Origin of the sequence: Flavobacterium bizetiae (assembly GCF_902804475.1) — a bacterium.
Taxonomy (GTDB): Bacteria; Bacteroidota; Bacteroidia; order Flavobacteriales; family Flavobacteriaceae; genus Flavobacterium; species Flavobacterium bizetiae.
Genome location: NZ_CADCSU010000064.1, coordinates 16,747 through 40,068 on the forward strand (window position 1 = coordinate 16,747; position 23,322 = coordinate 40,068).

The 23,322-nt window shown below is 34.5% G+C and carries 13 protein-coding genes; 7 read left to right on the forward strand and 6 right to left on the reverse strand.

Annotated features, from left to right (window positions below):
* Positions 1–260: 260 nt before the first annotated feature.
* Genes FLACOL7796_RS06765 through FLACOL7796_RS06775 form a run of 3 tightly spaced genes read right to left on the reverse strand, consistent with a single transcriptional unit; the run spans position 261 to position 4,260 of the window.
* A complete protein-coding gene (locus FLACOL7796_RS06765) occupies positions 261–2,768 on the reverse strand; it encodes a carboxypeptidase-like regulatory domain-containing protein (RefSeq protein WP_232067306.1) in 2,508 nt (835 codons plus the stop codon).
* A gap of 27 nt (positions 2,769–2,795) precedes the next feature.
* Entirely contained in the window at positions 2,796–3,695 is a 900-nt protein-coding gene (locus tag FLACOL7796_RS06770; protein ID WP_173970052.1) for a FecR family protein, read from the reverse strand.
* Between the two features lie 49 nt (positions 3,696–3,744).
* Positions 3,745–4,260, reverse strand: a complete 516-nt coding sequence (locus tag FLACOL7796_RS06775; protein ID WP_173970053.1) for an RNA polymerase sigma factor — start codon at positions 4,258–4,260, stop codon at positions 3,745–3,747.
* 198 nt (positions 4,261–4,458) lie between these two features.
* On the opposite strand from FLACOL7796_RS06775, the gene FLACOL7796_RS06780 reads away from it, so the two are divergent.
* On the forward strand, positions 4,459–5,478 hold the full coding sequence (locus FLACOL7796_RS06780) for a hypothetical protein (protein WP_173970054.1): 1,020 nt from the start codon (positions 4,459–4,461) through the stop codon (positions 5,476–5,478).
* 89 nt (positions 5,479–5,567) lie between these two features.
* On the opposite strand, the gene FLACOL7796_RS06785 is transcribed toward FLACOL7796_RS06780, so the two are convergent.
* Positions 5,568–9,638, reverse strand: a complete 4,071-nt coding sequence (locus tag FLACOL7796_RS06785; RefSeq protein WP_173970055.1) for a hybrid sensor histidine kinase/response regulator transcription factor — start codon at positions 9,636–9,638, stop codon at positions 5,568–5,570.
* Between the two features lie 920 nt (positions 9,639–10,558).
* On the opposite strand from FLACOL7796_RS06785, the gene FLACOL7796_RS06790 reads away from it, so the two are divergent.
* From FLACOL7796_RS06790 to FLACOL7796_RS06815, 6 genes are all read left to right on the forward strand, one after another.
* Positions 10,559–13,501, forward strand: a complete 2,943-nt coding sequence (locus FLACOL7796_RS06790) for a SusC/RagA family TonB-linked outer membrane protein (protein ID WP_173970056.1) — start codon at positions 10,559–10,561, stop codon at positions 13,499–13,501.
* 10 nt (positions 13,502–13,511) lie between these two features.
* Positions 13,512–15,119 (forward strand): RagB/SusD family nutrient uptake outer membrane protein, encoded by a 1,608-nt coding sequence (locus FLACOL7796_RS06795; protein ID WP_173970057.1) that lies wholly within the window; start codon positions 13,512–13,514, stop codon positions 15,117–15,119.
* Between the two features lie 25 nt (positions 15,120–15,144).
* The gene (locus FLACOL7796_RS06800) at positions 15,145–16,212 is read left to right on the forward strand and encodes a SusE domain-containing protein (protein ID WP_173970058.1); all 1,068 of its coding nucleotides are present in this window, start codon (positions 15,145–15,147) and stop codon (positions 16,210–16,212) included.
* 97 nt (positions 16,213–16,309) lie between these two features.
* The gene (locus FLACOL7796_RS06805; protein ID WP_173970059.1) at positions 16,310–17,407 is read left to right on the forward strand and encodes a glycoside hydrolase family 53 protein; all 1,098 of its coding nucleotides are present in this window, start codon (positions 16,310–16,312) and stop codon (positions 17,405–17,407) included.
* Positions 17,408–17,410: 3 nt separating this feature from the next.
* Positions 17,411–18,442 carry a glycoside hydrolase family 53 protein gene (locus FLACOL7796_RS06810; protein ID WP_232067307.1) on the forward strand — a complete coding sequence of 344 codons (1,032 nt, stop codon included), beginning with the start codon at positions 17,411–17,413 and terminating at the stop codon, positions 18,440–18,442.
* A 91-nt stretch (positions 18,443–18,533) separates the two neighbouring features.
* Entirely contained in the window at positions 18,534–20,972 is a 2,439-nt protein-coding gene (locus FLACOL7796_RS06815) for a DUF4982 domain-containing protein (protein WP_173970060.1), read from the forward strand.
* Between the two features lie 93 nt (positions 20,973–21,065).
* On the opposite strand, the gene FLACOL7796_RS06820 is transcribed toward FLACOL7796_RS06815, so the two are convergent.
* Together FLACOL7796_RS06820 and FLACOL7796_RS06825 are read right to left on the reverse strand one after the other, a co-directional pair.
* Positions 21,066–22,235: an iron-containing alcohol dehydrogenase gene (locus FLACOL7796_RS06820; protein WP_173970061.1), complete on the reverse strand. Its 1,170-nt coding sequence runs from the start codon at positions 22,233–22,235 to the stop codon at positions 21,066–21,068.
* A 71-nt stretch (positions 22,236–22,306) separates the two neighbouring features.
* Entirely contained in the window at positions 22,307–23,185 is an 879-nt protein-coding gene (locus FLACOL7796_RS06825; protein ID WP_173970062.1) for an AraC family transcriptional regulator, read from the reverse strand.
* Positions 23,186–23,322: the final 137 nt, after the last annotated feature.

The following is a 23,322-nucleotide window of genomic DNA, read 5'->3' on the forward strand; positions in this document are numbered from 1 at the left end:
AAAGTATTTTGTTATATATCAGGGAGACACGTGTGCTTTTGATATTGATTTCGTGCAATGATTTTATTATTACGAGCTGTCATAAAAAAAGTTACCGTGATGGCAGATTATCAAGTATTGTAATGAGGGCATCTTTCTGTTTTGATAAGGTTCAATAGTAAAACAGCCTTGATGTAGATTACCCTACCAAAGAATTGATATTTTTATTAAAGAAAGAAAAATAAGGAATAAAGGATTTAGATTATCCTTATGAAATAGCCTTAGAATGAAACTCTAAAGCTCATGTTTGGAGTTCTTTGCAAAGCAAATGTTTCGACTTCTTCGATAGAATTAGTTATAGTACTTACTCTGTAATATTCGCTGATTTCATTTTTCCGGTTTAGGATATTTAAGATGGAGACTCCTAATTTGTATTGAATTCCCTTTTCGGTTTCCCATTTATAAGTAGACGAAATATTAACCTGCGAAAATATATGCAAATTGGTACTATTCGGTTTATTGTAAACCAGTACAGGATTTGCAAGATCAATTTGAGAGATATCAGGAGAAGTTTTTGGGCGGCCAGAAGTCCATTTTGTTCCCAAAGCGATTTTAAAATTGTTTTTCTCATAAATTCCTGCCCATGATACACTGTGCATTAACTCAAAGTTGTTGGGGAAAACCGGAAATTCGTAACGAGGAAAATGATAATTATTATGATTGTAAGTATAACTTAACCAGGTCAGAAAGTGATTCATTTTTTTCTGAATCAACATTTCTGCGCCCCAAATTTCATAATCGCCCGTTGTTTTCACAAATTCTAACTGATTTTGAAAACCCTGACTTGAAGTAGTAATTCCGGTTACTTTTTTATAAAAATGTTCAATATCAAGCAGCCAGTCATTCTTTTTGTAAAATAAGTTTAAGGATAATTGTTTACTTCTCTGAATAGGAATTGTAGTGTTGTTTGAGATAATCCAGCGTCTTTTTTCGATGCCAAAATAATCCTTTTGCAAATCAATAATTTGTTGTGAATTTTGACTTTTTAGTTCGCTCAGCAATTCTAAACTTAAGCTTTTGCTGATGCCGTAATTGAATTGAATTCGGGGCTCAACGATAAATTTTTCAAACTTTTCTATATAATTTATTCGGGTTCCGGCCTTAAAATAGACTCTTGAAATGGTGTCATTATATTTTCCTTCCAGAATTAATGCATGGGTTCTTAGTACATCTTTAACTTTACGATAAAAATCAGGATTTTGTACTCTTTCTAAATTAGTAATTCCCATTTCATTGTACTGATAACCATCATTAAAAGTAAATTTAGAATTAATAATATGATTGTTCTCTAAATTAAAACCATTATTATTTACTGTATTTTCCTGAATGACCAATTGGTTTTCATAAGTGTTTTTTTGATCGGCCAGCAATTCATAAGACGAGTTGTAAATATTAACTTTAGTAATGTTAAAAGGATTCCAGTTTCTTTTCCATGACAAATTTCCGCCATAATTTTGCTGGCGTAAAACATTATTTTCGGTTCTTATTATACCGTATGCAGTCGCACTTTGAAAAACTTCCAGATTGTCTTTTATGGTTATTAAATCAAGTACGATTTGATCCTTATTACCAATTTTTTGAGCGTATTTTAGGGTAGCATCATAAAAATCAAATTTTTTATCACTTCGATAATCTACATTTTGGGTTTGCGAAAAATCAGTGATAGTGGTGTTTTGAAACACTTTGTCGAAATATTCTTTGTAGGTTGGGGTTTCTAAAAAATCAGTAATAGATTTTCGTGCCGAAATTTCGATATAACTTTTCTTCGAAAGATTGTATTTTCCGTACACATCAGCATTAATCATATTGATTCCCGCACTAAAAGAGTTTTTTTCTAAGGTTTCCGGTGTAGAAGAAATCGCAACTACGCTTGATACACTTTCGCCATAGAAGGCTGAACTTCCGTTTTTATAAATAGAAATGGTATGCGCTAAATTTGGATTAAAGACTGATATTAAACCAAAAAAATGTCCGGTTTGAAACATTCGTATTCCATTCCATAAAAATAAATTCTGATCGTGCGTACCACCGCGAACGTTGATGCTTGAAACGCTTTCATCAAGACTGTTTACACCCGGTATCTGTTGCATAGTTTGTAAAGCATCAGGTTCGATAAGTCCTGGGAGGATACCAAATTTTTTAGGTTTAATTTCAAGAGATCCGTCAGTGTTTTTGGAGATTCCGGAAGCTAAAATAGCATTGGCTTTGATTTCCTGAAGTTGTGTAATTTCGGGTTCTAATATAAACTTGAGGCAGTTTCCGGAATTTGAATTGCCGGCTGTACTTTTTTTTGTGATAAAACCAATGTGGCTAATTAAAAAAGTAGTTACATTTTCTTTTTCAAATTCAAAATAACCGTCTGAATCCGTTGTAACATGAGTTTGATTGCTTAATGTAATATTGGCGTTTTCAATTGGTTTTTTGTCTGTACCGGAAAAAACATATCCACAAATTTTTAAAACTGGATTTTCCTTTTTATAAATATTAATGAATTTGTTGTCAATATTTTCAAAAGACAAATTGGTTTTCTCAGTAAGGTATTGTAGTTTTTGGTCTAACGAAAGTGATTTTTCAGGAGGGTTTAATTTTAGTCCAACAATATTGTCTTCGGTATAATTAAAACTAACCTGATGCTGTTGTTCGATATCATTTATGATTTTCTTTAAAGGCATGGTTTTTCCTTTGTCCTGAGCAAAAAGATTCAGGACAAAGAAAAATGTGAAAAACAAAAAATGAAATGATTTGGGGAGCAGCATTTATTTTTCGTCAAAAATTATTTTATTTTCTGAGACTTTTTTAGCCTCTAAATGATAAGTTGTACTAATAATTTGCAAAGCAGTATCTAAATCTTTAGCGGGCAATTTTCCTGTAAAGAGCGAAATCGTATCCTTAGAATTCAATTCGATCTTGACATTATATTGTCTTTCTACTTCGTCTAATAATGTTCTGATATTTTCTTTAGTAAAACATATCTGATTGTCGATCCATTCTGGTTTCAATGAATTTACATTCATTTTAACTTGTTTTCCGTTTTCAAAACGAACGCTTTGACCATGAGTTAACAGAATTTGAGTATTGGCATAATTTACTTTTACACGGCCTTCGTAACACACTACATCAAACCTGTTTTTTCTGGCTTTAACATTAAACTGAGTTCCTAAAACGGTTACTTTTCCCAGATTAGTCTGTACTTCAAATCTTCTTCCTTTGGCGACTCTAAAATACGCTTCACCTTTTAGTTCAAGATGTCTGTTGTTGTCCCAGTTCCATTTTTTATAATTGATTTCAGAGCCTGAGTTCAATACTACTTCAGAATGATCCGGTAACGAAAAAGTGGTTTTTTCTCCAAAATCTGCTGTTTGTGTTTGAGGTACAAAAAACTTCATGACAAGGGTTATTCCAATAGCCAACACAAAAATTGCAGCAGCTCGAAACATCCATTTTTTGTATAACGGAACCACTTTTGGCGTTGCTTTTTTCTGACTCAAAATGTTAGATAGCATAGCGTTTTCATCCAAATCGTCTACTTGTAAATGACTGGTGTAATTTTTTATTTTTTGGTATTTTTCAAAATCGGGACTTGCCTCAAATTCAGCTAATTCATCCGGAGATAAATCATCGTTGAGCCATTTTGCTAATAATCGATTTTCTTTCATTTTACTCTACTATATAATTAAAACAATTAGAATTTAATTTACCCTACTTTTATAAGTCAATTTCTTTACGTAAGCTTAACAAAGCAAGATGAATGCGTTTTTCAACTGCTTTTACGCTAATATTTAATTCCAGCGCAATTTCGCTGTATTTTTTCCCATCAATTCTGTGCATCAAAAAGGCAACGCGCTGTTTTTTGTTTAGGTTTTCAATGGCTTTCAAAAGTTTCGCCTGAAACTGTTTCTCTTCCAGAAGATATTCCGGACTTTCGTTTGTTTTGTCTAAACCAGTAAAGTTTTTTTCGTATCTCAAAACTACTTTCTGATGTGCAATTTCGTTGAGGCTGCTGTTGTTGGCAACCGTATAAATATAAGATTTTGCTTTTTCGAGGGGTACCGCCGCACAGTTTTGCCAAAGTTTTACAAAGGCTTCCTGCGTTACATCCTCTGCCTGGTCGATATTGCCAAATTTGTAAAAAAGAAAATTCCGAAGTGCTTTGACATGACTTTTAAAGAAAGATGAAAATAGTATTTCATCGCAGGTATTGGATTGATTTTTAGGTGGCATTTGGATTTCGATTTGTACGATGCAAAAGTATTTGTTTTTAATTTAAGTAGGGTAAAAGCAAAGCTGATTGTTTTATAGATGTATAAATGCTATTAGCTTTTGTTAATTTAGTATGCTACAGTAAATTGAAAACCTTTGATATCGAATTTATTAAAAATCAGTTTCTTTAAATTTTATTACATTTGTAAAAATATAAATATGTTCCCTTCGCAAAAATATTTATCACTGGCGGTTGCCTTGTTATTACTGTCTTGTCAAAGTGAAATGGATGAGCAAAGTAATAATAGGCAAGCAACAATTACTAATGCTTCGCCTCTTACTACATATCTGCAAAGGGTTGCAATGGTTCAGACAGTACAGGATAATGTCATAGACGGGTCTAGTTATTGCACCATAAAACTTCCTTACACCGTTACGGTAAACAGCCAAAAAATTGCGGTTAATACCATTGCCGATTATCAAAAAGTATTGGATAATATTAATGCCAACACTTATGATGACGATATTGTACATATAGATTTTCCGGTAACCATGGTGTATTATAATTATATCGAAAAATTGATTCCTAATGAGGCAGATTTCAATTCTTTAATTGCTTTTTGGAATCTTTATCCTGATCTTTTATCTAAAATAAATGGCTTAAATATCAATTATCCCATAACGATTAACAGTTATAACAGTGCCAATCAAATGGCAGGTTCTCAATCGATAGTGAGCGATCAGGCATTTTTTAATTTTATAAAAAATTTAAAACCAAGCGAATATATTTCTTTAAGATATCCTATTTCGATTGTAGATTATAATAATCAGACCAAATCGATTACCAATAATTTGGAGTTTGAAAATGCCATCAAATACGCCATTGATTATTGTCCTGAAAATAATATCGCGACACTTGATTTTGCGCAAGCGATAACAAATGGTTCCTGGGAGATACCTTATTTTTTTGATGATTCAGAAAAAACAGCTTCGTATAATGGTTATTCATTTGTATTTAAAAATGATAACACGGTAGTAGCGACTAAGGGAGCAACTTCGCAAACGGGTCAATGGGAAAGTACTGTAGTTTATGGTGCCAGAGAAGTAAAAATAGAGTTTGCCGCAGAACCGCTAAATAAATTGAATCGCAACTGGAAATTATTTGAATTTAATAATTCTCAAGTTCGATTGCGTGATGTAAGCAGCAGTACAGATTATCTTTACTTCCAAAAAAAATAGATATTGTTTTTAAAATATGCTTTTAAGTATATTTTCAATCGAGAGTTTTCCAGTAAACCAGACTATCTGTTTATATGGAAAGATGCTACTTATGAATTATCCTTTTTCTGAATAATATTCAATTCCTTATTAAACGAATTTCTATATTTTTTGATATACTCTGAAGGTTTCATTCCAAATAATTTCACGAATTGTTGACGGAAATAACGCTGATCTTCTATACCCACCTGAGGCCCCACCTGCGCAATGTTTATATTTTCGGTAAGCATGATTACTGCAGCTCTTCGGATTCTGATAGATCGAATAAAAACATTTACGGTTTGTCCTGAAATTGCTTTAATCTTTTTGTAGAGACTTGAATGACTCATACCCATTGCAGCCGAAAAAGTCTTTAGATTAAAGTCGTTATTTTCGAGATTGGCTTCTATAATTTCGATGCATTTGTCAAGAAATTCTTTGTATTCAGTAGGAACTTTATTTACATTTTCGCGAAGCGTGATACTGTCTAAGAAATACTTGCGCAATTGTCCTCTGTTTCGAAGAACAGAATCTACGCGTGCCAGAAGTATATCACTGTCAAAAGGTTTGGTAACATAATCATCAGCGCCTTCTGTAATACTTTGTAAATGAATGTCGTTGCTGGTTGTAGCGGTAAGAAGTATCACCGGAATATGGCTTAAATCATCATTCTGTTTGATTTTTTTGCATAAATCCAAACCGTTCATGCCTTCCATAGAAATATCGCTCAGTACAATATCCGGCATGTGTTTTTCTACAAGTTTCAATCCTTCAAGACCATTTGCTGCCGAATAAACAATATAGTTTTTGGTAAAAAGTTGTACGAGATAATGGTTCATTTCAGGATTATCTTCTACAATTAACAGTACTTTTTTTGTACTGATTAATTCGTCCTGTAGATTTTCCGGTTGAGATGATTGAATTTCTTTTTCATATGAATTTTGATGATCAGCTGGCATTCCTTCTAGAAGTTCGCCAACAAGCGGAGACATATGAGAATGATCCTCGTTGATGTTCATTTCTGCAAAATGACTATTTCCTTTTAGAATTGTAATAATAAACGAAGTGCCTTCTCCCACTTTACTTTTGCATTGTATTTCGCCATGATGTTTATTCACGAAATATTTGGCAACATAAAGACCTATTCCAAAACCATTGCTGGCTTTAGACTGACTTTGCTTGAATTTTTCGAAAATAGTGTCTATTTCATTTTCATTGATTCCGGTCCCAGTATCCGATATAATGATCGAAACATCGGCAAGATTCTCGATGATCTCAATAGTTATCGATCCATTATTAGGAGTAAATTTGAAAGCATTTGAGATCAAATTGAATAGCGTAATCTCTAATTTTTCATAATCGCCATAGATTTCAGTTGCTGTGTTTTCTTCAATCAATTGATAATTTAGACTTTTTACAGACGCCATTTGGGTAAAGCTTTCATAGATTTCACGACAAAGCGAGTTTAAATTAATCTTCGAAATTTTGAGTTCATCAAGATCTGTTTCGGCTTTTCTAAACAATAATAACTGATCCGTAAGACTCAATAATCGTTTCGCATTTTTATAGGCAAGATTGAGGTCAAGATCGTCTTCAGAACGATTTTTTCTTTCAATTACACTTTTAAGCGGATTTATAATTAAGGATAAAGGAGTTCGCAATTCATGCGCGATATACGTAAACATCGAAAACTGTTTTTCGGCATGTTCCTTATCTTTTTTATGCTCCATTCGGGCAAGTTTTATTTCGTAGCGAAGTCTTTCCTTGTTTTTATGATAACCTACATACGCATATATAGCAGCGATTGCAGCGATGAGATAAAAGGTATAAGCCCACCATGTTCTGTACCAGGGCGGAAGAATTTTTACCGTTGCCAGCGTTACTTCATTGGTCCAATTTCCAAAAATATCGGTTGTTTTTACTTTAAAAGCATAAGTACCTTCGGTCAATCTCGAGTAATTTGCCCTATTATCCTTTGAGGTATAATTCCAGTCTTTGTCCCAGCCGTCGAGAAAGTAAGCAGTATTTATTTTTTCAGAATTGACGTAATCAAGATAAACAAAATCAAAACTTAATGCCGATTTTTCGTAAGGAAGCTCGACATCGCTTATCATTTCGAGTTTTTTTCCGGTTACATACGGACTGTCTAATTTGAGTGGCTGATTGTTTACCAGCAAATCATTCAATAAAAATTTACCTGTATTTTTCTTGTCTTTTATATTCTCTGGATCAAAAACATTGAATCCGTTTATACCTCCAAAAATAATTTCTCCTGTCGAAAGTTTCGTACCCGCATTCCAGCTAAACTGATTGCCTTGTAATCCATCAGCAACTCCAAAGTTTCTAAAAGTATGATTTTTAGGATTCAATCTGGAGATTCCGTGATACGTACTCATCCACAGATTCCCTTTTTTATCTTCTAAAAGTCGAAGTATGGTATTACTAGGGAGCCCGTTTTGAGTGGTGTATTTTGTGTAAGTTTTTGTTTTTCTGTTGAATAAAAGCAAACCGCCTTCTACAGTACCTATCCAAAGATTTTTATCCTGATCTTCGGTTATACATCTTATTGTGTATTCAGAATGATAAGTTTTTACTTTTTTTGTTTTAGGTTCTATTTCAAAAAAAGAATTGAATGTTCCGCCCCAGATTTTCCCATCTTTGGTTTCATAGAGGCAAGTAACATCGCGCAAAGTATTACTGTAACAGACGAATTTGTTTTGTTTTCTATCAAATTGATATAAGGCGCCTGAGTTTGTTATGGCGAGCCACAGCGTATTTTTTGAGTCTAAAAATAATAGCCAGGATTCCTGTTCTGCCTTTTTAGTAAATTGATTATAAATCGAAAAATTCTGAATTGCTTTTGAATTTGGATCGATTCGGCAAACTCCGCCTTTCCACATCGCCACCCAAATGGCATTATCAGAATCCTTAACAATGCTGGTAACGAAATTACTTTGCAGTTTTTTTCCGCCTGACGATGTTGTAGAGTAAACATCGTACGTATTTTGTTTTCTGTTCCAATATCGCATTCCGGCACCATCGGTACCAATCCAAATATTTTTCTTTTCGTCTTCGCAGAAAGAAAGCAGGAAGTTTGCGGCAGGATCTTCATCTTCTTTATTGGTCAGCGGATCTTTGCTTTTAAAATGATTAAAGTAAAGCGGTTTTTTCCCCATCATACTCACACCGCCACGCAGCGTTCCGAACCACATTTCTCCGTTTTTACTTTCGAATATATCATAAAGAGATTTACTGTTCAATAACGAAACAGGACCGCTTGCTTTATATAAAACAGGAGTAGACTGATTTTTTGTAATAGTAAAAAGACCCGCGCCGTCAGTAGCAATCCAGAGTCTGTTGTCTTGCTGATAAAAATCGCGTACTACGGTTTTTTCCTGAAAGTAATTTTTAGAATAAGTGTTGAGTTTTGCATCGTATAAATAAGCCCCTTCATCAGAGCCAACCCATAAACCTTTATCTGTCAGTTTTATACAATTTGAACCTGTAATTGTATTGTTAAGGAGCGTTAGTTTTTTTGATTTAAGATCATATTTACAAAGACCTGAACCGGTCACGAAAACATAAAATATTTTTTTGCTTGCATCATAAGATATTGATCTTGCGATATAATTTAATTTTCCGTTAAAAGGAATTGCTGTTCCGGTTTGCTCGCCTTCTTTATAAGCCACGATCATCTCTTTTGTGGCAACGAGAATTATATTTTCGGCATGTACTGCAATGATCTCATACGCCGTAATTTTTAAAGGCTTAGGTTTTTTATCAAGTCCAATATATTTTAATGGAGTAAAAGAGGAGCGTTCTGCATTAAAAACAACCGGACCTGCTGTTGTTCCTATCCATAAATTATTTTTATAATCACCTTCAATACAGCTAATAGCATTTCCCTGAATAGAATTAGGATCCGTATGAATATGTCGGTAAATTTTAAAATCATTTCCATCATATCGGTTAAGTCCGTCAAAAGTTCCAAACCACATATAGCCATTCTGATCCTGATATATGGTCGCAACAGAATTATTAGAAAGTCCCGACGCAATATCAAGATGTCTTATTGGGTAATTCTGTGCAAATGCACTGATATAAAGAAGGCTAATAACAAGAAAGGATTTTATCTTATTCATAGAATTTTTTTTAAAAAGCTTGTTGCTCTTTGATATACGAAAATTACAAGGAATGTGATCTGAAAGCGGAATCAGTTTTTTATATGAATATATGTAAAATCTGTATAGGTTGCGAAATTAACGTATTTATTATAAATGTGTAATAATAACATTTGTTTTTTAGACTATTGTTGAATGTGTTTTCTAAAATGATTGATTAAAGTTATAAGATTCTTTCAGGTGAATTTTTAGAAAAGCAGCGACTAATAATTAAACACATAGAAACATAGGTTTAAATGTGTAGAAAAGAATATAAAAAACAAACCAGTTTCTTCACACATAGGCATACTTGTTAAATGCTAGTGAAACGCCTTTTATAAGTTTATCAAATCTATATTTCTATGTGTTTAAAATCATAAATACATAGGTTATTAAATATATTATTTTGATAGTCAATTATTCCTATTATCATTTTTTTTAAAGTAAAAAAATAGAGAATATGTTATTTTGAAGTGTTGTGTGTACACTTTTACGAAATTGTCCCCTTTTATAAATGAATTTTTCCCTGTCTTAATATCCCGCTCTGTACTTAATTTGCAGGATCAGTTGATAAGCTACAACGTTTGAGTAGTGATGCTTTATTTTTTTTTAAAATAAGTCAACTAAAAACCAACTAACCAATTATCGTAACCAAAAACAATTTAAACATGACCAACATTCTAATTAAAATTTCCCCGGAGAAATCTTTCCTTATTCTAACAAAAGGAGAGTAAACTTTATTTTCAAAAAGCGGTTTATAATCTTAAGAAACAATTGCTGTAAAAACACTTATACAAAAGAAAATACCCTTTGTTTCTTTTTTAAAGTTATAGCCCTGCAATTATTTGTAACCAACAATCATTAACAAAAACTAACTTAAACCAACCCAATTTTAAAAAAGTATGAAAAGAATTAAAACCAAATTTTTGCTTTTATTACTCTTACTTCCTTTTTGTGTTTTTGCTCAGAACACAATTGGCGGCGTAGTCTTAGAAAAGTCTACCAAGCAGCCCATACCGGGAGTAAACATAAAAGTATCTGGAGCAAATATCAGTACCACGACTGATTTTGACGGGAAATTTCAATTATCAGGAGTAAAAGCCGATAATAAAATTACATTTTCTTATACCGGTTATAGCAATCAGACTATCGCGATTGCCGGACAGAAAAATATCACGGTATATCTTGAAGAAGACACGAACTTACTAAAAGAAGTAGTGGTTCAGGTAGGTTACGGAAGCGTTAAAAAGAAAGACGCTACGGGATCTGTTACAGCGCTTACTACAAAAGATTTTAATAAAGGAAATAATATTACAACCGAAAACTTACTTAACGGAAGAGTAGCAGGTTTAACAGTAAACTCAACTGGTGCTCCGGGTTCTAGTTCTCAAATTAGAATTCGAGGCGGAAGTTCACTTTTTGCCAGTAATGATCCGCTTATTGTTATTGACGGATTGCCTTTGGATAACAGTACCAATGTAGGAGCTTCTTCATTTTTAGCTTCATTAAATCCTGCAACTGTTGAATCGATTACGGTTTTAAAAGATGCTTCGGCTTCAGCCATTTATGGTTCTCGTGCTTCAAATGGTGTAATTATCATTACAACTAAAAAAGGAAGCAAAACATTATCTGTAGATTACAATGTGCAATATGCTGCCGGAACTTTGACCAAAACGGTTGATGTTTTTAGTGCAGATGAATTTAGAAGCGTTATTGCCGACAGAAGAAGTGATGATCTGGATAAATTAGGAACTGCAAATACAGATTGGCAAAGAGCAATTTATAGAAATACAGGAACAGTAGATCAGAGTTTGGCTGTTAGAGGAAGTTTATTCAACATTATCCCGACAAGTTTAACTTTAGGAAATACAGATCAGCAAGGTTTACGGCTGACGAATGAGTTTAAAAGAAACACGGTTGGTTTGGTAATGAATCCAACTTTCTTAGACAATCATTTAAAATTGAGACTTTCTGCGAATTATACCAACGAAAAAAACAGATTTACAGATGCTGTTGAAGGTGCAGCTATTGGTTTCGACCCAACTCAGCCTATAAAAGTTGATGGTGCGCCTTACGGAGGATATTTTGAATATACTACCGGTAAAGATTCAAACGGAAATTATCCTTTAGTATCTACGGCGGCAAGAAACCCGGTTTCGCAATTGTTGAATACCAATGACAGGGGAAAGAATGACAGGTTTTTCGGGAATTTTGAAATTGATTATAAATTCCATTTTTTACCTGCTTTAAGAGCCGTTGTAAATGTTGGTTTCGATGAATCGAATGGAGAAAGAAGAAGATTGGTTGGTGCTGATGCAGGTTCTGCTCCGTCAAACAATAATATTCCGTATGGTACAGATGAATATACCGAAGCAACCAGAAGAAATAAATTATTAGATACTTATTTGGTATACAATAAAACCTTTAAATCATTGAATTTTGAAGCTACAGCGGGTTATTCGTATCAGAAATTTCAAAGTTCAAAATTTGAAACGGGTAATATTTTAAATCCTGATTTGCCATCGACATTTCCTGAAACGACTTTAGATACAGATGTTGTTTTATTAGGATTCTTTGCCAGAACAAACTTAAACTTCAGAGACAAATATTTATTGACACTATCGTACAGAAGAGACGGTTCTTCGAGATTTGAAGAAGCAAACCGTTGGGGGAATTTCCCATCTGTAGCATTTGCATGGAAAATTAAAGAAGATTTCTTTAAAGAAAGCACCGTATTATCAGACTTAAAACTAAGATTAAGTTACGGTATTACAGGACAGCAGGATATTCCTGAACCAAACGGATATCTTCAGAAATACCAAATTGGCGGAGGAAATTCAGAATATTATTTTGGTTCAAGTCCGGTTCCGGTGGCACTTCCTTCAAAAAGAACAAACAACTTAAAATGGGAAGAAACCTTTTCTTATAATGCAGGGCTTGACTTTGGTTTTTTAAACAATCGTTTATCAGCAGGACTTGATGTTTACTATAAAGAATCTAAAGATTTGTTGGTAAACGCAGCAATATCTGACGGAAGTAATTTCTCTAACCGTGTGTATCAAAACGTGGGTAGCTTTACGACAAAAGGAGTTGAGTTTACGATTAATGCCAATGCGGTTAAAACAGAGAATTTTAACTGGAATATGAACTTTAATATTGCCAAATTCGAAAGAAGAATTAAAAATCTGGTAAACGGAACGGATATCTTTTTAGGAGACAATATTGCAGGAACAGGAACTCCGGGACAAATTTTCAGAGAAGGATACACGCCATATTCTTTCTATGTATACAAACAATTGTACAACAACGAAGGAAAACCAATTGATGGTGCTTTTGCAGATTTAAACGGAGACAATATCAAAAACGATTCGGATAAATACATTTATAACAATCCTGATCCTGATTTTACTTTAGGATTTGCTTCTAATATGAATTATAAAAAGTTTGACTTTTCATTCAATTTAAGAGCAAGTATTGGTAACCGAATTTTTAATGCTGTAGATGCGAGCAGAGCGCAATATGATGCGATGGAAAACGGAGGTGTTTTAAGTAATATTCCTTCTCAGGTTTTAGAGACTAATTTTCAGACTACTTCAAATGTAGTGTTATCAGATCTTTATATCGAGAATGCTTCTTTCCTTAAAATGGATAACATCACTTTAGGATATACGCTGAATAACTGGTTAAACAGTAAAGCTTCCTTAAGATTGTCAACCGGAGTTCAGAACGTTTTTGTAATTACAAAATACAGTGGTTTAGATCCTGAAATTACAAACAACGGGGTAGACAAAACGATTTATCCAAGACAACGATCAGTATTATTTGGTCTTAATCTTAAATTTTAATACAGCAATCATGAAAAAATATATAGTAACAACCATAATAGCATTGACTGTAATTTTTCAGTCGTGTACAGATGATTTAAATGTTGTATCGAAAGATGATGACGTGCTTTCGTCTGATGTATTATTTTCTACGCCTGACGGATACAAAAAAGCATTTGCCGGAGTGTACGGAAATCTGACTTTAACGGGAGTTTTAGGTCCAGATAATTCTTCGCTTGAAGGTGTAGATGCAGGAACAAGCCAGTTTACAAGATGTTTATTGTACATGCAGGAATTAACGACAGACGAATTGGTTTGGAGTTATGAAAATGACGGAGGAACAGCTGAATTACAACGCAATATCTGGACAGCCGCAAATCCTGTTATTTTAGGAATGTTTAGCAGAACGATGGTTTCTGTATCGTATGCCAACGAGTTTTTACGTCAGAGTACACCGGAAAAATTAAGTTCAAGAGGAATTACAAATGCCACAACTTTGGCAGATATAGCACTTTATCGTCAGGAAGTTCGTGTTTTAAGAGCTTATGCGTATTATAACATGATGGATTTATTTGGAAAAGCGCCCATGTATACTGAAAATGATCCTGTAAACTTTACCGGACCAGAGTTTAACAGAAAGCAATTATTTGATTTTATAGAAAAAGAATTAAAAGCGGCTTTACCAGAATTAAAAGCAGCCAGAACGAATGAATACGGAAGATTAGACCAATCTATGGCACGCATGATTTTGGCTAAAATGTATTTGAATGCTCAGGTTTACATTCAGGCAGATCGTTTTAATGATTGTATTGCAATGTGTAACGAAATTATTGCAAGCGGTTACACGTTGAAACCAAAATATCTGGACAATTTTAAGGCAGATAATAATACTTCGCAGGAAATTATTTTCGGAATCCAGTCTGATGGAGCGGTGTCTCAAAACTGGGGCGCAACAACAGTTTTAACCAACGGACAAATTGGTGCCTGGGAAAATAATGGTGCTGATTTTGGAGTTGGAGGCTGGACTGGAGCATTGAGAATCAGAAAAGAATTTGCTCAGAAATTTGATGGAGCGAAATTCATTCAGGATACCAGAAATACAATCGGAAAAGGAGTTGCGGGCGATCCTGCAAAACAAAGATCGATTGATATTGAAGATATTGGTGTAAAAACACAAGGGTATATTTTATCTAAATTTTCGAATAAAACTTCGACAGGAGTGAGTGGTGTAAGTTCTACTTATGCCGATACTGATTTTCCTTTATTTAGATTGGCTGATGTTTATTTGATGTATGCAGAAGCGACTTTAAGAGGCGGAAACGGAACTACAGCTCAGGCATTAGAATATGTAAATGCTTTAAGACAAAGAGCCAATAATAATTTGACTGTTGGAAACATTACTTTAAGTGAGTTAACGCTTGATTTTTTAATTGATGAAAGAGCACGCGAATTACACTGGGAAGCGCATAGAAGACAAGATTTAATTCGTTTTGGAAAATATACCGGAGGCTCGTACAATTGGGCATGGAAAGGAAATTCTTCAAAAGGAATCTCTATTCCTTCTTACATGAGCGTTTTCCCTATTCCGGAAGGATCTTTGGGAGCCAACAGAAATTTAACTCAAAATACAGGTTACTAATATTTTAACTTAAACGATACACAAAATGAAACATATATATCAAATATTTATAGCAGTAATACTACTTACAGGATTTTGGTCTTGTGAAAACGAAACGGATTTAATGATTTTAGAGCCGCAGGAAGCTGCTTTTTCGATTATAACTCCAGAAAGTGGTTCTTCTACAATTCTAAATAAAGATACGCCAAACAATACGGCATTGACCTTAAGCTGGGAAAAAGTGAATTACGGAAACCCAACCATTATTACCTATACAGTACAATTTGCTGCAAGTAATACAGAGTTCGCTGCGCCGGTAGATATTAGCACTGCTACAACTACCCACGCTACTATTACAGTAGCAGAACTAAATGCAAAAGCATTAGAACTTGGCCTTACAGCAAATGTTGAAGGAACAATTGATGTGAGAATTAAATCTACGGTAGGAACAACACTTTCAGAACCAAAATTTTCTACACCAATCACAATTGCATTAACTCCTTACAGAGGCGTTTTCCCTAAAGTTGATTTGTTTTTAGTTGGTCCGGGAACTGCGGCAGGATGGAGTGTAACAAGCAACAATATGCCTATTTACAGAGATCCAAAAGAAAATGCAAAACACTACTATACAGGTTTTTTCAATAAAGATGGATTTAAATTAATCGAGCAAATTGGTTTCTGGGCTCCGGCATACGGAACAAATGATGCTAAAGTACAATACAGAGCAACAGAAAGCGATACTGATCCGGGAGTTTTCCCAACGCCAGCGGCAGGTTATTACAGTTTTGAACTTAATCTTGAAGATTTAACATACAAAATCACACCTTATACAGGACCAATGACAACCTATGCAACAATTGGTTTAACAGGATCTGTATTAACAGGAAACGATGCAGGATGGGATACAGAAGTTCCTTTAGTAAAATCAGCTTTTGATGGTCACATCTGGAAAGTTACTCAAACGCTAAAAGCGGGAAAAATGAAATTTAAAGCTAATGGTGCGTGGGATGTAAGCTGGGGAGATAATGGTGGAGACATCATTGTTGAGGCCGGAAAATATGAAATATGGTTCAATGACTTAGACGGTCGTTATATGTTTATTCCAACTCTATAATTGAATTAAAAAAATAAGAGAAGCCTCGATTATTATTTTGAGGCTTCTTTAAATTGAGTTTTTAAAGTTCAAAATTTCACCGGTTCAAAATTCTATCATGAAAAAATATATAAAAATTTTGGGGTTACTTGCTATCACGGCAATTCAGTTTTCGTGTTCAGGTAATGATGCTTCAGATACAGAAGCTGTCAACCCGCCAGATGCAACAGATACTTTTATCAGAGCTTCGGATGTTTCTTTTCTTCCTCAAATGGAATCTTTAGGAACTAAATTTTACAGCAATGGCAAAGCCGAAGCAATGCTTACCACACTTAAAAATGCAGGTTGTAATACTGTGAGAATTCGTTTATGGAAGAATCCTGTAAACGGCCGTTCCGGTCTAAGCGAAGTAAAACAATTGGCACAAAAAGCAAGACAAGCAGGACTTAGAGTTTGGCTTACCGTACACTATTCCGACAATTGGGCTGATCCGGGAGAACAAACCGTTCCTGAAGAATGGAAAAATCTAAATTTTGCTGATTTAAAAACAGCTGTTACCAATTATACATCAACTATAATGACAGAAATCAATCCGGATATTATCCAGATTGGAAATGAAATCAATAGCGGATTATTATGGCCACAAGGAAATTTAATCAGTAACGAACAACAATGTATTGCTTTACTAACTGCGGCCAGCGCAGCAGTTCGTAGCAAAGCGCCTAACACAAAAATAATGATTCATTATGCAGGTGTAGATGGTGGTGCAACGGATTGGTTTTTTACTAAAATGAAAAGCATTGATTACGATTATATCGGATTATCCTATTATCCGGTTTGGCATGGTAAAGACTTAAATGTTGTAAAAAATACCATTGATGCTTTAGGACAAAAATTCGGCAAAAAAGTCCTGATTGCAGAAACGGCATATCCTTTTACCTTATTGCACAATGATCAGACGAATAATATCGTAGGTACAAGCGATCAGTTGGTTCCGGGATATCCTGCAACTCCAGCCGGACAAAGAACTTTTGTAATGGAAATTAAAAACATTGTAAAAACATCTCAATTCGGACAAGGATTTGCGTATTGGGGAGGCGAATGGGTAGCTTTTAAAGGACCACAATCAACCAGTGGTTCTACATTCGAAAATCAGGCTTTGTACAGTTTTGATAATAATGCCTTATCAGTAATGCAAGCTTTCAGTAAAGAATGAAATATGAAAAAATCACTTAAAATTGTTTCTTTTTTAATGCTAATTGGTGTTGCTTTTACTTCGTGTAAACCAAAAATGATTAGCGAAAAAAACTCCTTTTCGAACGGAGCAGATGTGGGCTGGCTGCCACAAATGGAAGCTACAGGTTATAAATTTTATGATGCAGACGGTTCTCAAAAAGATTGTCTGCAATTATTAAAAGACCGCGGAATAAATACGATTCGTTTGCGCGTTTGGGTAAATCCAAATGATGATAAAGCAAGCGGACATTGCAGTCCTGAAGAAACGGTTGTTATGGCAGTTCGTGCACAAAAAATGGGAATGCGTATCATGATCGATTTTCATTACAGCGATTCGTGGGCAGATCCAGGTAAACAAAATAAACCTGCCGCATGGGCAAAACATTCCTTTCCGGAATTGTTAACCGATGTGTATCAACATACTTACGACGTTCTGAAAATGTTGAAAAAAGCAGGAGTAACTCCGGAATGGGTTCAGGTTGGAAATGAAATTCCAGGCGGTATGCTTTGGCCGGAAGGCAGCACAGACAATTTCAGTCAGTTGGCACAATTGCTTGATAAAGGATACGAAGCTACAAAAGCCATCGATCCAAAAATTAAAGTAATTGTTCATTTGGATGAAGGAAACAAAAGCGAAAAATTCAGATGGTTTTTTGATAAAGCCACAGAAAATAAAGTAAAATATGATGTAATTGGTTTGTCGTATTATCCGTACTGGATCAAAACCGATTATCAAAGCACTATTTTAGATTTAGAAAATAATCTAAAAGATATGGCAACACGCTACAATAAAGAAGTCATGGTGGTCGAAGTTGGTGGTGATTTCGAACAAGTGCAAAACACCAAAGAAATGCTTGAAGCCACAATAAAAGCGGTGAAAAGAGTACCTAATAATAAAGGTTTAGGCGTTATTTATTGGGAACCACAAGGCGAAAAAAGCTGGAGCGGTTATCAGCTTAATGCCTGGCTTTCTGATGGTAAACCTTCGCCGGCATTGGACGCTTTCAAAAATTAAAAATTAAAAATGAAATTTTACCATTAAGATATTAAGTTTCATAAAGCTAAATGAGCTTAATGCCTTAATGGTAAAAAAAAGAAAACAGAAAATGAAATTAATTTTTAGATCAATATTCTTCTTGTTTATACTAATTTTTTCGTCTGGAAAAATCATGTCGCAATCCACCACCGTTATTTTAAAAGATAACTGGCGCTTTTCTAAAGCAGTAAAAGGCGATGCTTTTGCTGTGGATTATGATGCTTCGAAATGGGAAAAAGTGAGTGTACCTCACGATTGGGCGATTTACGGACCTTTTGATAAAGAATGGGATAAACAAGTTTCGGCCATTGAACAAAACGGAGAAAAAATTCCAACCGAAAAAACGGGCCGTACCGGATCACTTCCGCATATTGGTACAGGCTGGTATCGTAATACATTTTCTCTTCCGGAATTTAAAAAAGGAAAAAAAGCACTTCTTATTTTTGAAGGGGCAATGAGCGAACCTCAGGTTTTTTTAAACGGAAAAAAAATAGGAGAGTGGGGTTATGGCTACAGCTATTTTTATATTGATATTACGAAAGATTTTAAAGAAGGTTCGAAAAATGTATTGGCTGTAAAACTGACTAATTTGCCATTTTCTTCAAGATGGTATCCTGGAGCAGGTCTTTACAGAAACGTTAGTATTGTAGTAAAAGAAGAAGATAATTTTGTACAATGGGGTACTTTTATCACCACTCCGGAAATGAAAGGTGATGATGCTGTTGTTGATATCAAAGCTGAGGTTAATGGCAATAATCTGTCAATGGTTACCGAAATAAAAGATGCCAATAATGCTGTAGTAGCCACACAAAAAGGTACAGAAAAGAAAGATGGAAAACTCCATCAGACACTTTCAGTTGCAAAACCTCATTTATGGAGCCCTGAAACACCTTATTTGTACACAGCAGTAACTAAATTATACGCAGCCGACGGAACTTTAAAAGACGAACAAAACATCAAGTTTGGTATCCGATTTATTAAATACGAAGCCAATAAAGGATTTAGCCTGAATGGTAAAATCACCAAATTTAAAGGAGTTTGCCTTCATCATGATTTAGGGCCACTTGGTGCGGCGATAAACAAAGCGGCGCTTCGCAGACAACTTACGATTCTAAAAGATATGGGTTGTAACGCCATTAGAAGTTCCCATAACATGCCTTCTTTTGAGCAACTCGAATTGGCTGATGAAATGGGCTTTATGTTTCTTGCAGAAAGTTTTGATGAATGGGCAAAGCCAAAAGTAGAAAACGGATATCACCGCTTTTTTGAAGAATATGCAGAAAAAGACATCGTAAGTTTAGTCAGGGCCACAAGAAATCATCCTTGTATTGTAATGTGGAGTTCAGGAAATGAAGTTCCCGATCAATGGGGAGCTGAAGGAGTAAAACGTGCCAAATGGCTGCAGGATATTTTTCATCGTGAAGACCCTACAAGACCCGTGACCGTTGGTATGGATCAGGTAAAAGCAACTATGGAATCTGGTTTTGGAGCTTTGCTTGATATTCCGGGATTAAATTATAGAGTTCATCTTTACGAAGAAGCGTATAAAACATTTCCTCAAGGATTTATATTAGGATCAGAAACAGCTTCAACGGTAAGTTCAAGAGGAATTTATAAATTTCCTGTTGTGCAGGCAAAGAATAAACAATACGATGATTTTCAATCTTCATCTTATGATCTTGAAGCGTGCAGCTGGTCGAATGTTCCTGATGAAGATTTTGTACTTCAGGATGACAAACCTTGGGTTATTGGAGAGTTTGTCTGGACAGGGTTTGATTATTTAGGAGAACCTACGCCGTATGACGAAAAATGGCCATCAAGAAGTTCTTATTTTGGAATTTCAGATTTGGCGGGACTTCCTAAAGATCGTTTTTATTTGTACAGAAGCAGATGGAATACGAAAGATGAAACGCTTCATATCTTACCACATTGGAACTGGAAAGGAAGAGAAGGCGAAGTTACTCCTGTTTTTGTTTATACCAATTACGACAGCGCTGAGCTTTTTGTAAACGGAAAAAGTATGGGAATTCAGAAGAAAAACAATTCAACTCCCCAAAATCGCTATCGTTTAATGTGGAATGATGTTAAATACGAACCAGGAACGGTAAAAGTGGTAGCATTTGATTCGAATGGAAAAATAGCAGCCGAAAGCGAAATTAAAACTGCCGGAGATCCGTATAAAATTGTGCTAAATGCAGATCGCGAAACCATAAAAGCAGATGGAGAAGATATTTCTTTTGTAACGGTTTCAGTAGTCGATAAAAACGGAATTCCATGCCCAACAGCAATCAATGAATTACAATTTAAAGTAACCGGAGCTGCAACTTACAGAGCTGCTTGTAATGGAGACGCTACATCATTAGAAATATTTCATGAAAATAAAATGAAGCTTTTCAGCGGTAAACTGGTGGTTTTGGTAAAAGCGGTTAAAAATCCTGGAGCAATTCAATTAGAAGTAACCGGAAAAGGACTTCAAAAAGGAAAAATAAATTTAAAGTCAGAACTTTAATAATTACAATATTGCAATAACATTAAATAGTTTGCAGAGATTGAGTTAGTTAAAAAGCCACTCCAATCGAGTGGCTTTTTGTTTTTGTAAAAACTAGTTTGTAACGACAGCTTCATTAGTATAAACAATACCTTCGTAGCAAGCATTATAAATGTCTTTCAAATCTTCTAAGTTGGTTACCCTTGGATTAAAACCGGTACATGGATCAATTAATGCATTATTGGCAATATAGTCCAGGTTTTTTATCCAGTCTTCTTTTGAGATTCCGAATTCTTTTAAAGAAGAAATATTGTTGACTTTTTTTCTTAATGCTTCAATTGCCTGCGCCAATTCTTCAGCTGTTTCAAGTCCGATTACTTTTGCTAATGACGGAAATTTTGTTGTAGCCGCAGCATTGTATCGAATAACGTTAGGTAAGAAGATTGCATTTGCACATCCGTGCGGAATACCATACAAAGCACCTACCTGATGAGACAATGAGTGAACAATTCCTAACCATGCATTATTAAAAGCCAAACCTCCCATAAATGAAGCATCGTGCATATTTTGACGTGCAGTAATGTTTGAAGGATTTTTTACAGCTTCTTCCAGATTATCAAAAACAATTTCTAATCCACCTTTTGCTAAAACATCAGCAAAATTATCATCAATATTAGAAACATAGGCTTCAACACAATGTGTTAAGGCATCTAAACCTGTATTTGATGTTACGTGAGCTGGCATCGAAGCACAAATTTCTCCATCGATTATAGCGATATCAGGAGTTAATTCATACGATACAATTGGGTATTTTACTCCTTTTTCACGATCTGTAATTACGGCCAAACCAGTGGTTTCAGTTCCTGTTCCGCTAGTAGAAGGAATAGCTATAAATTTGGCTTTGTTTCTAAGTACCGGTACGCTAAAAGGTTTAATAAGCGAATCAAATTCGATATTTGGGTGCTCATAAAAAATCCACATTGTTTTAGCCGCATCAATTGCAGAACATCCACCCAAACCTACGATCCAGTCGGGCTGAAATTCACGCATAGCCTCTGCACCTTTAAAACTTGTTGCTGACGACGGATCTTCTTCAACGCCATCAAATACAACAGTTTCTATTCCTGCATCTTTCAAAAATGCCAGAGCTTTATCCAGCGTTCCGCTTTTTTTCATCGAACTTCCGCCAGTTACGACAAAAGCTTTTTTACCTTTTATATTTTTTAATTCTTCAAGACTTCCGGGACCATGAAAAACTTCTCCTGCAACAAATAATTTGCTCATCTTTAAATAGTATTTTAATTATTGATGCAAAGTTAGAGATGAGGGCAGGGCAGGATGTTATACAAACAAGACTATGCGGTATAAATTTGCGCCAATTCCTGCTGAAGTTCTGTAGGTGTTTCTTTGAGTTTTGCCCGTACAAATTTATTAAGCGCTGATGGTGAACTAAATCCAAGATCAAAGGCAATTTCTTTGTGTGAGAGATCAGAGAACAATAACTGACGTTTAATTTCTGTCAGGATTCGATTATGAATCGCATTTATAGCTGTTTCTCCACAATGTTTTTTAGTTATTTCATTGAGTTTTTTAGGACTAATTGAAAGTTGTGATGCGTAATATTGCACAGTGCGTTCACTACGATATTGCTGGTTTAATAATTTTTTAAAACCAATATAAATGTGCTGATTTGTTTTTTGATGTAATACCGGATGCTGACCATGTACGGATTCTATCAATCCCAATAAAAAGACTTTGATATAAAAACGGGCTTGCTCTTTTTTGACAAGGCTTGGTTTATTATAAATATTCTGAATGCTTTTTATAAGGGTAACTGCTTCTTCGAATTCCTGATTGGGAAGCGCTGTACAGTTAAGATTGGCAGAAAGATTGACATTGTAAGGACTTAATTCATTTTTTAATATATCAGAACAAAATAATACTTCTTCAAATAAAATTATTTTTCCCGTTAAATCATCGCTGAAATGAGATATATAACAAATTTGTTCCGGAAAGACAATTGAAATTTTTCCTGCTTTAAGAAAATGAATTTTGTCTTCGATCTGAATTTCAACCTGTCCTTTTTCTACAATTATAATAAAAAAGTGATCGTTTTTGTGCGGTTGCTGATAGTTTTTTAAAAGTTCATTTTCTAAATCAAAAACACGGAATGACAAATTTTTATCTTCTGCCTTTTGAACAATTTTCTTAATCTCGGATCTTTTTATGTTCATTAAATATAGTTCTAATACCAAACAAGTTTTTTTAAATTGTTTGATTTTGACGGATTTTAATTGTGGGGATATTTATTTACTGTAGTTAAAACGAATAATAATTTTGCAAATTTAAAAAATAGTACAAGATTATTATT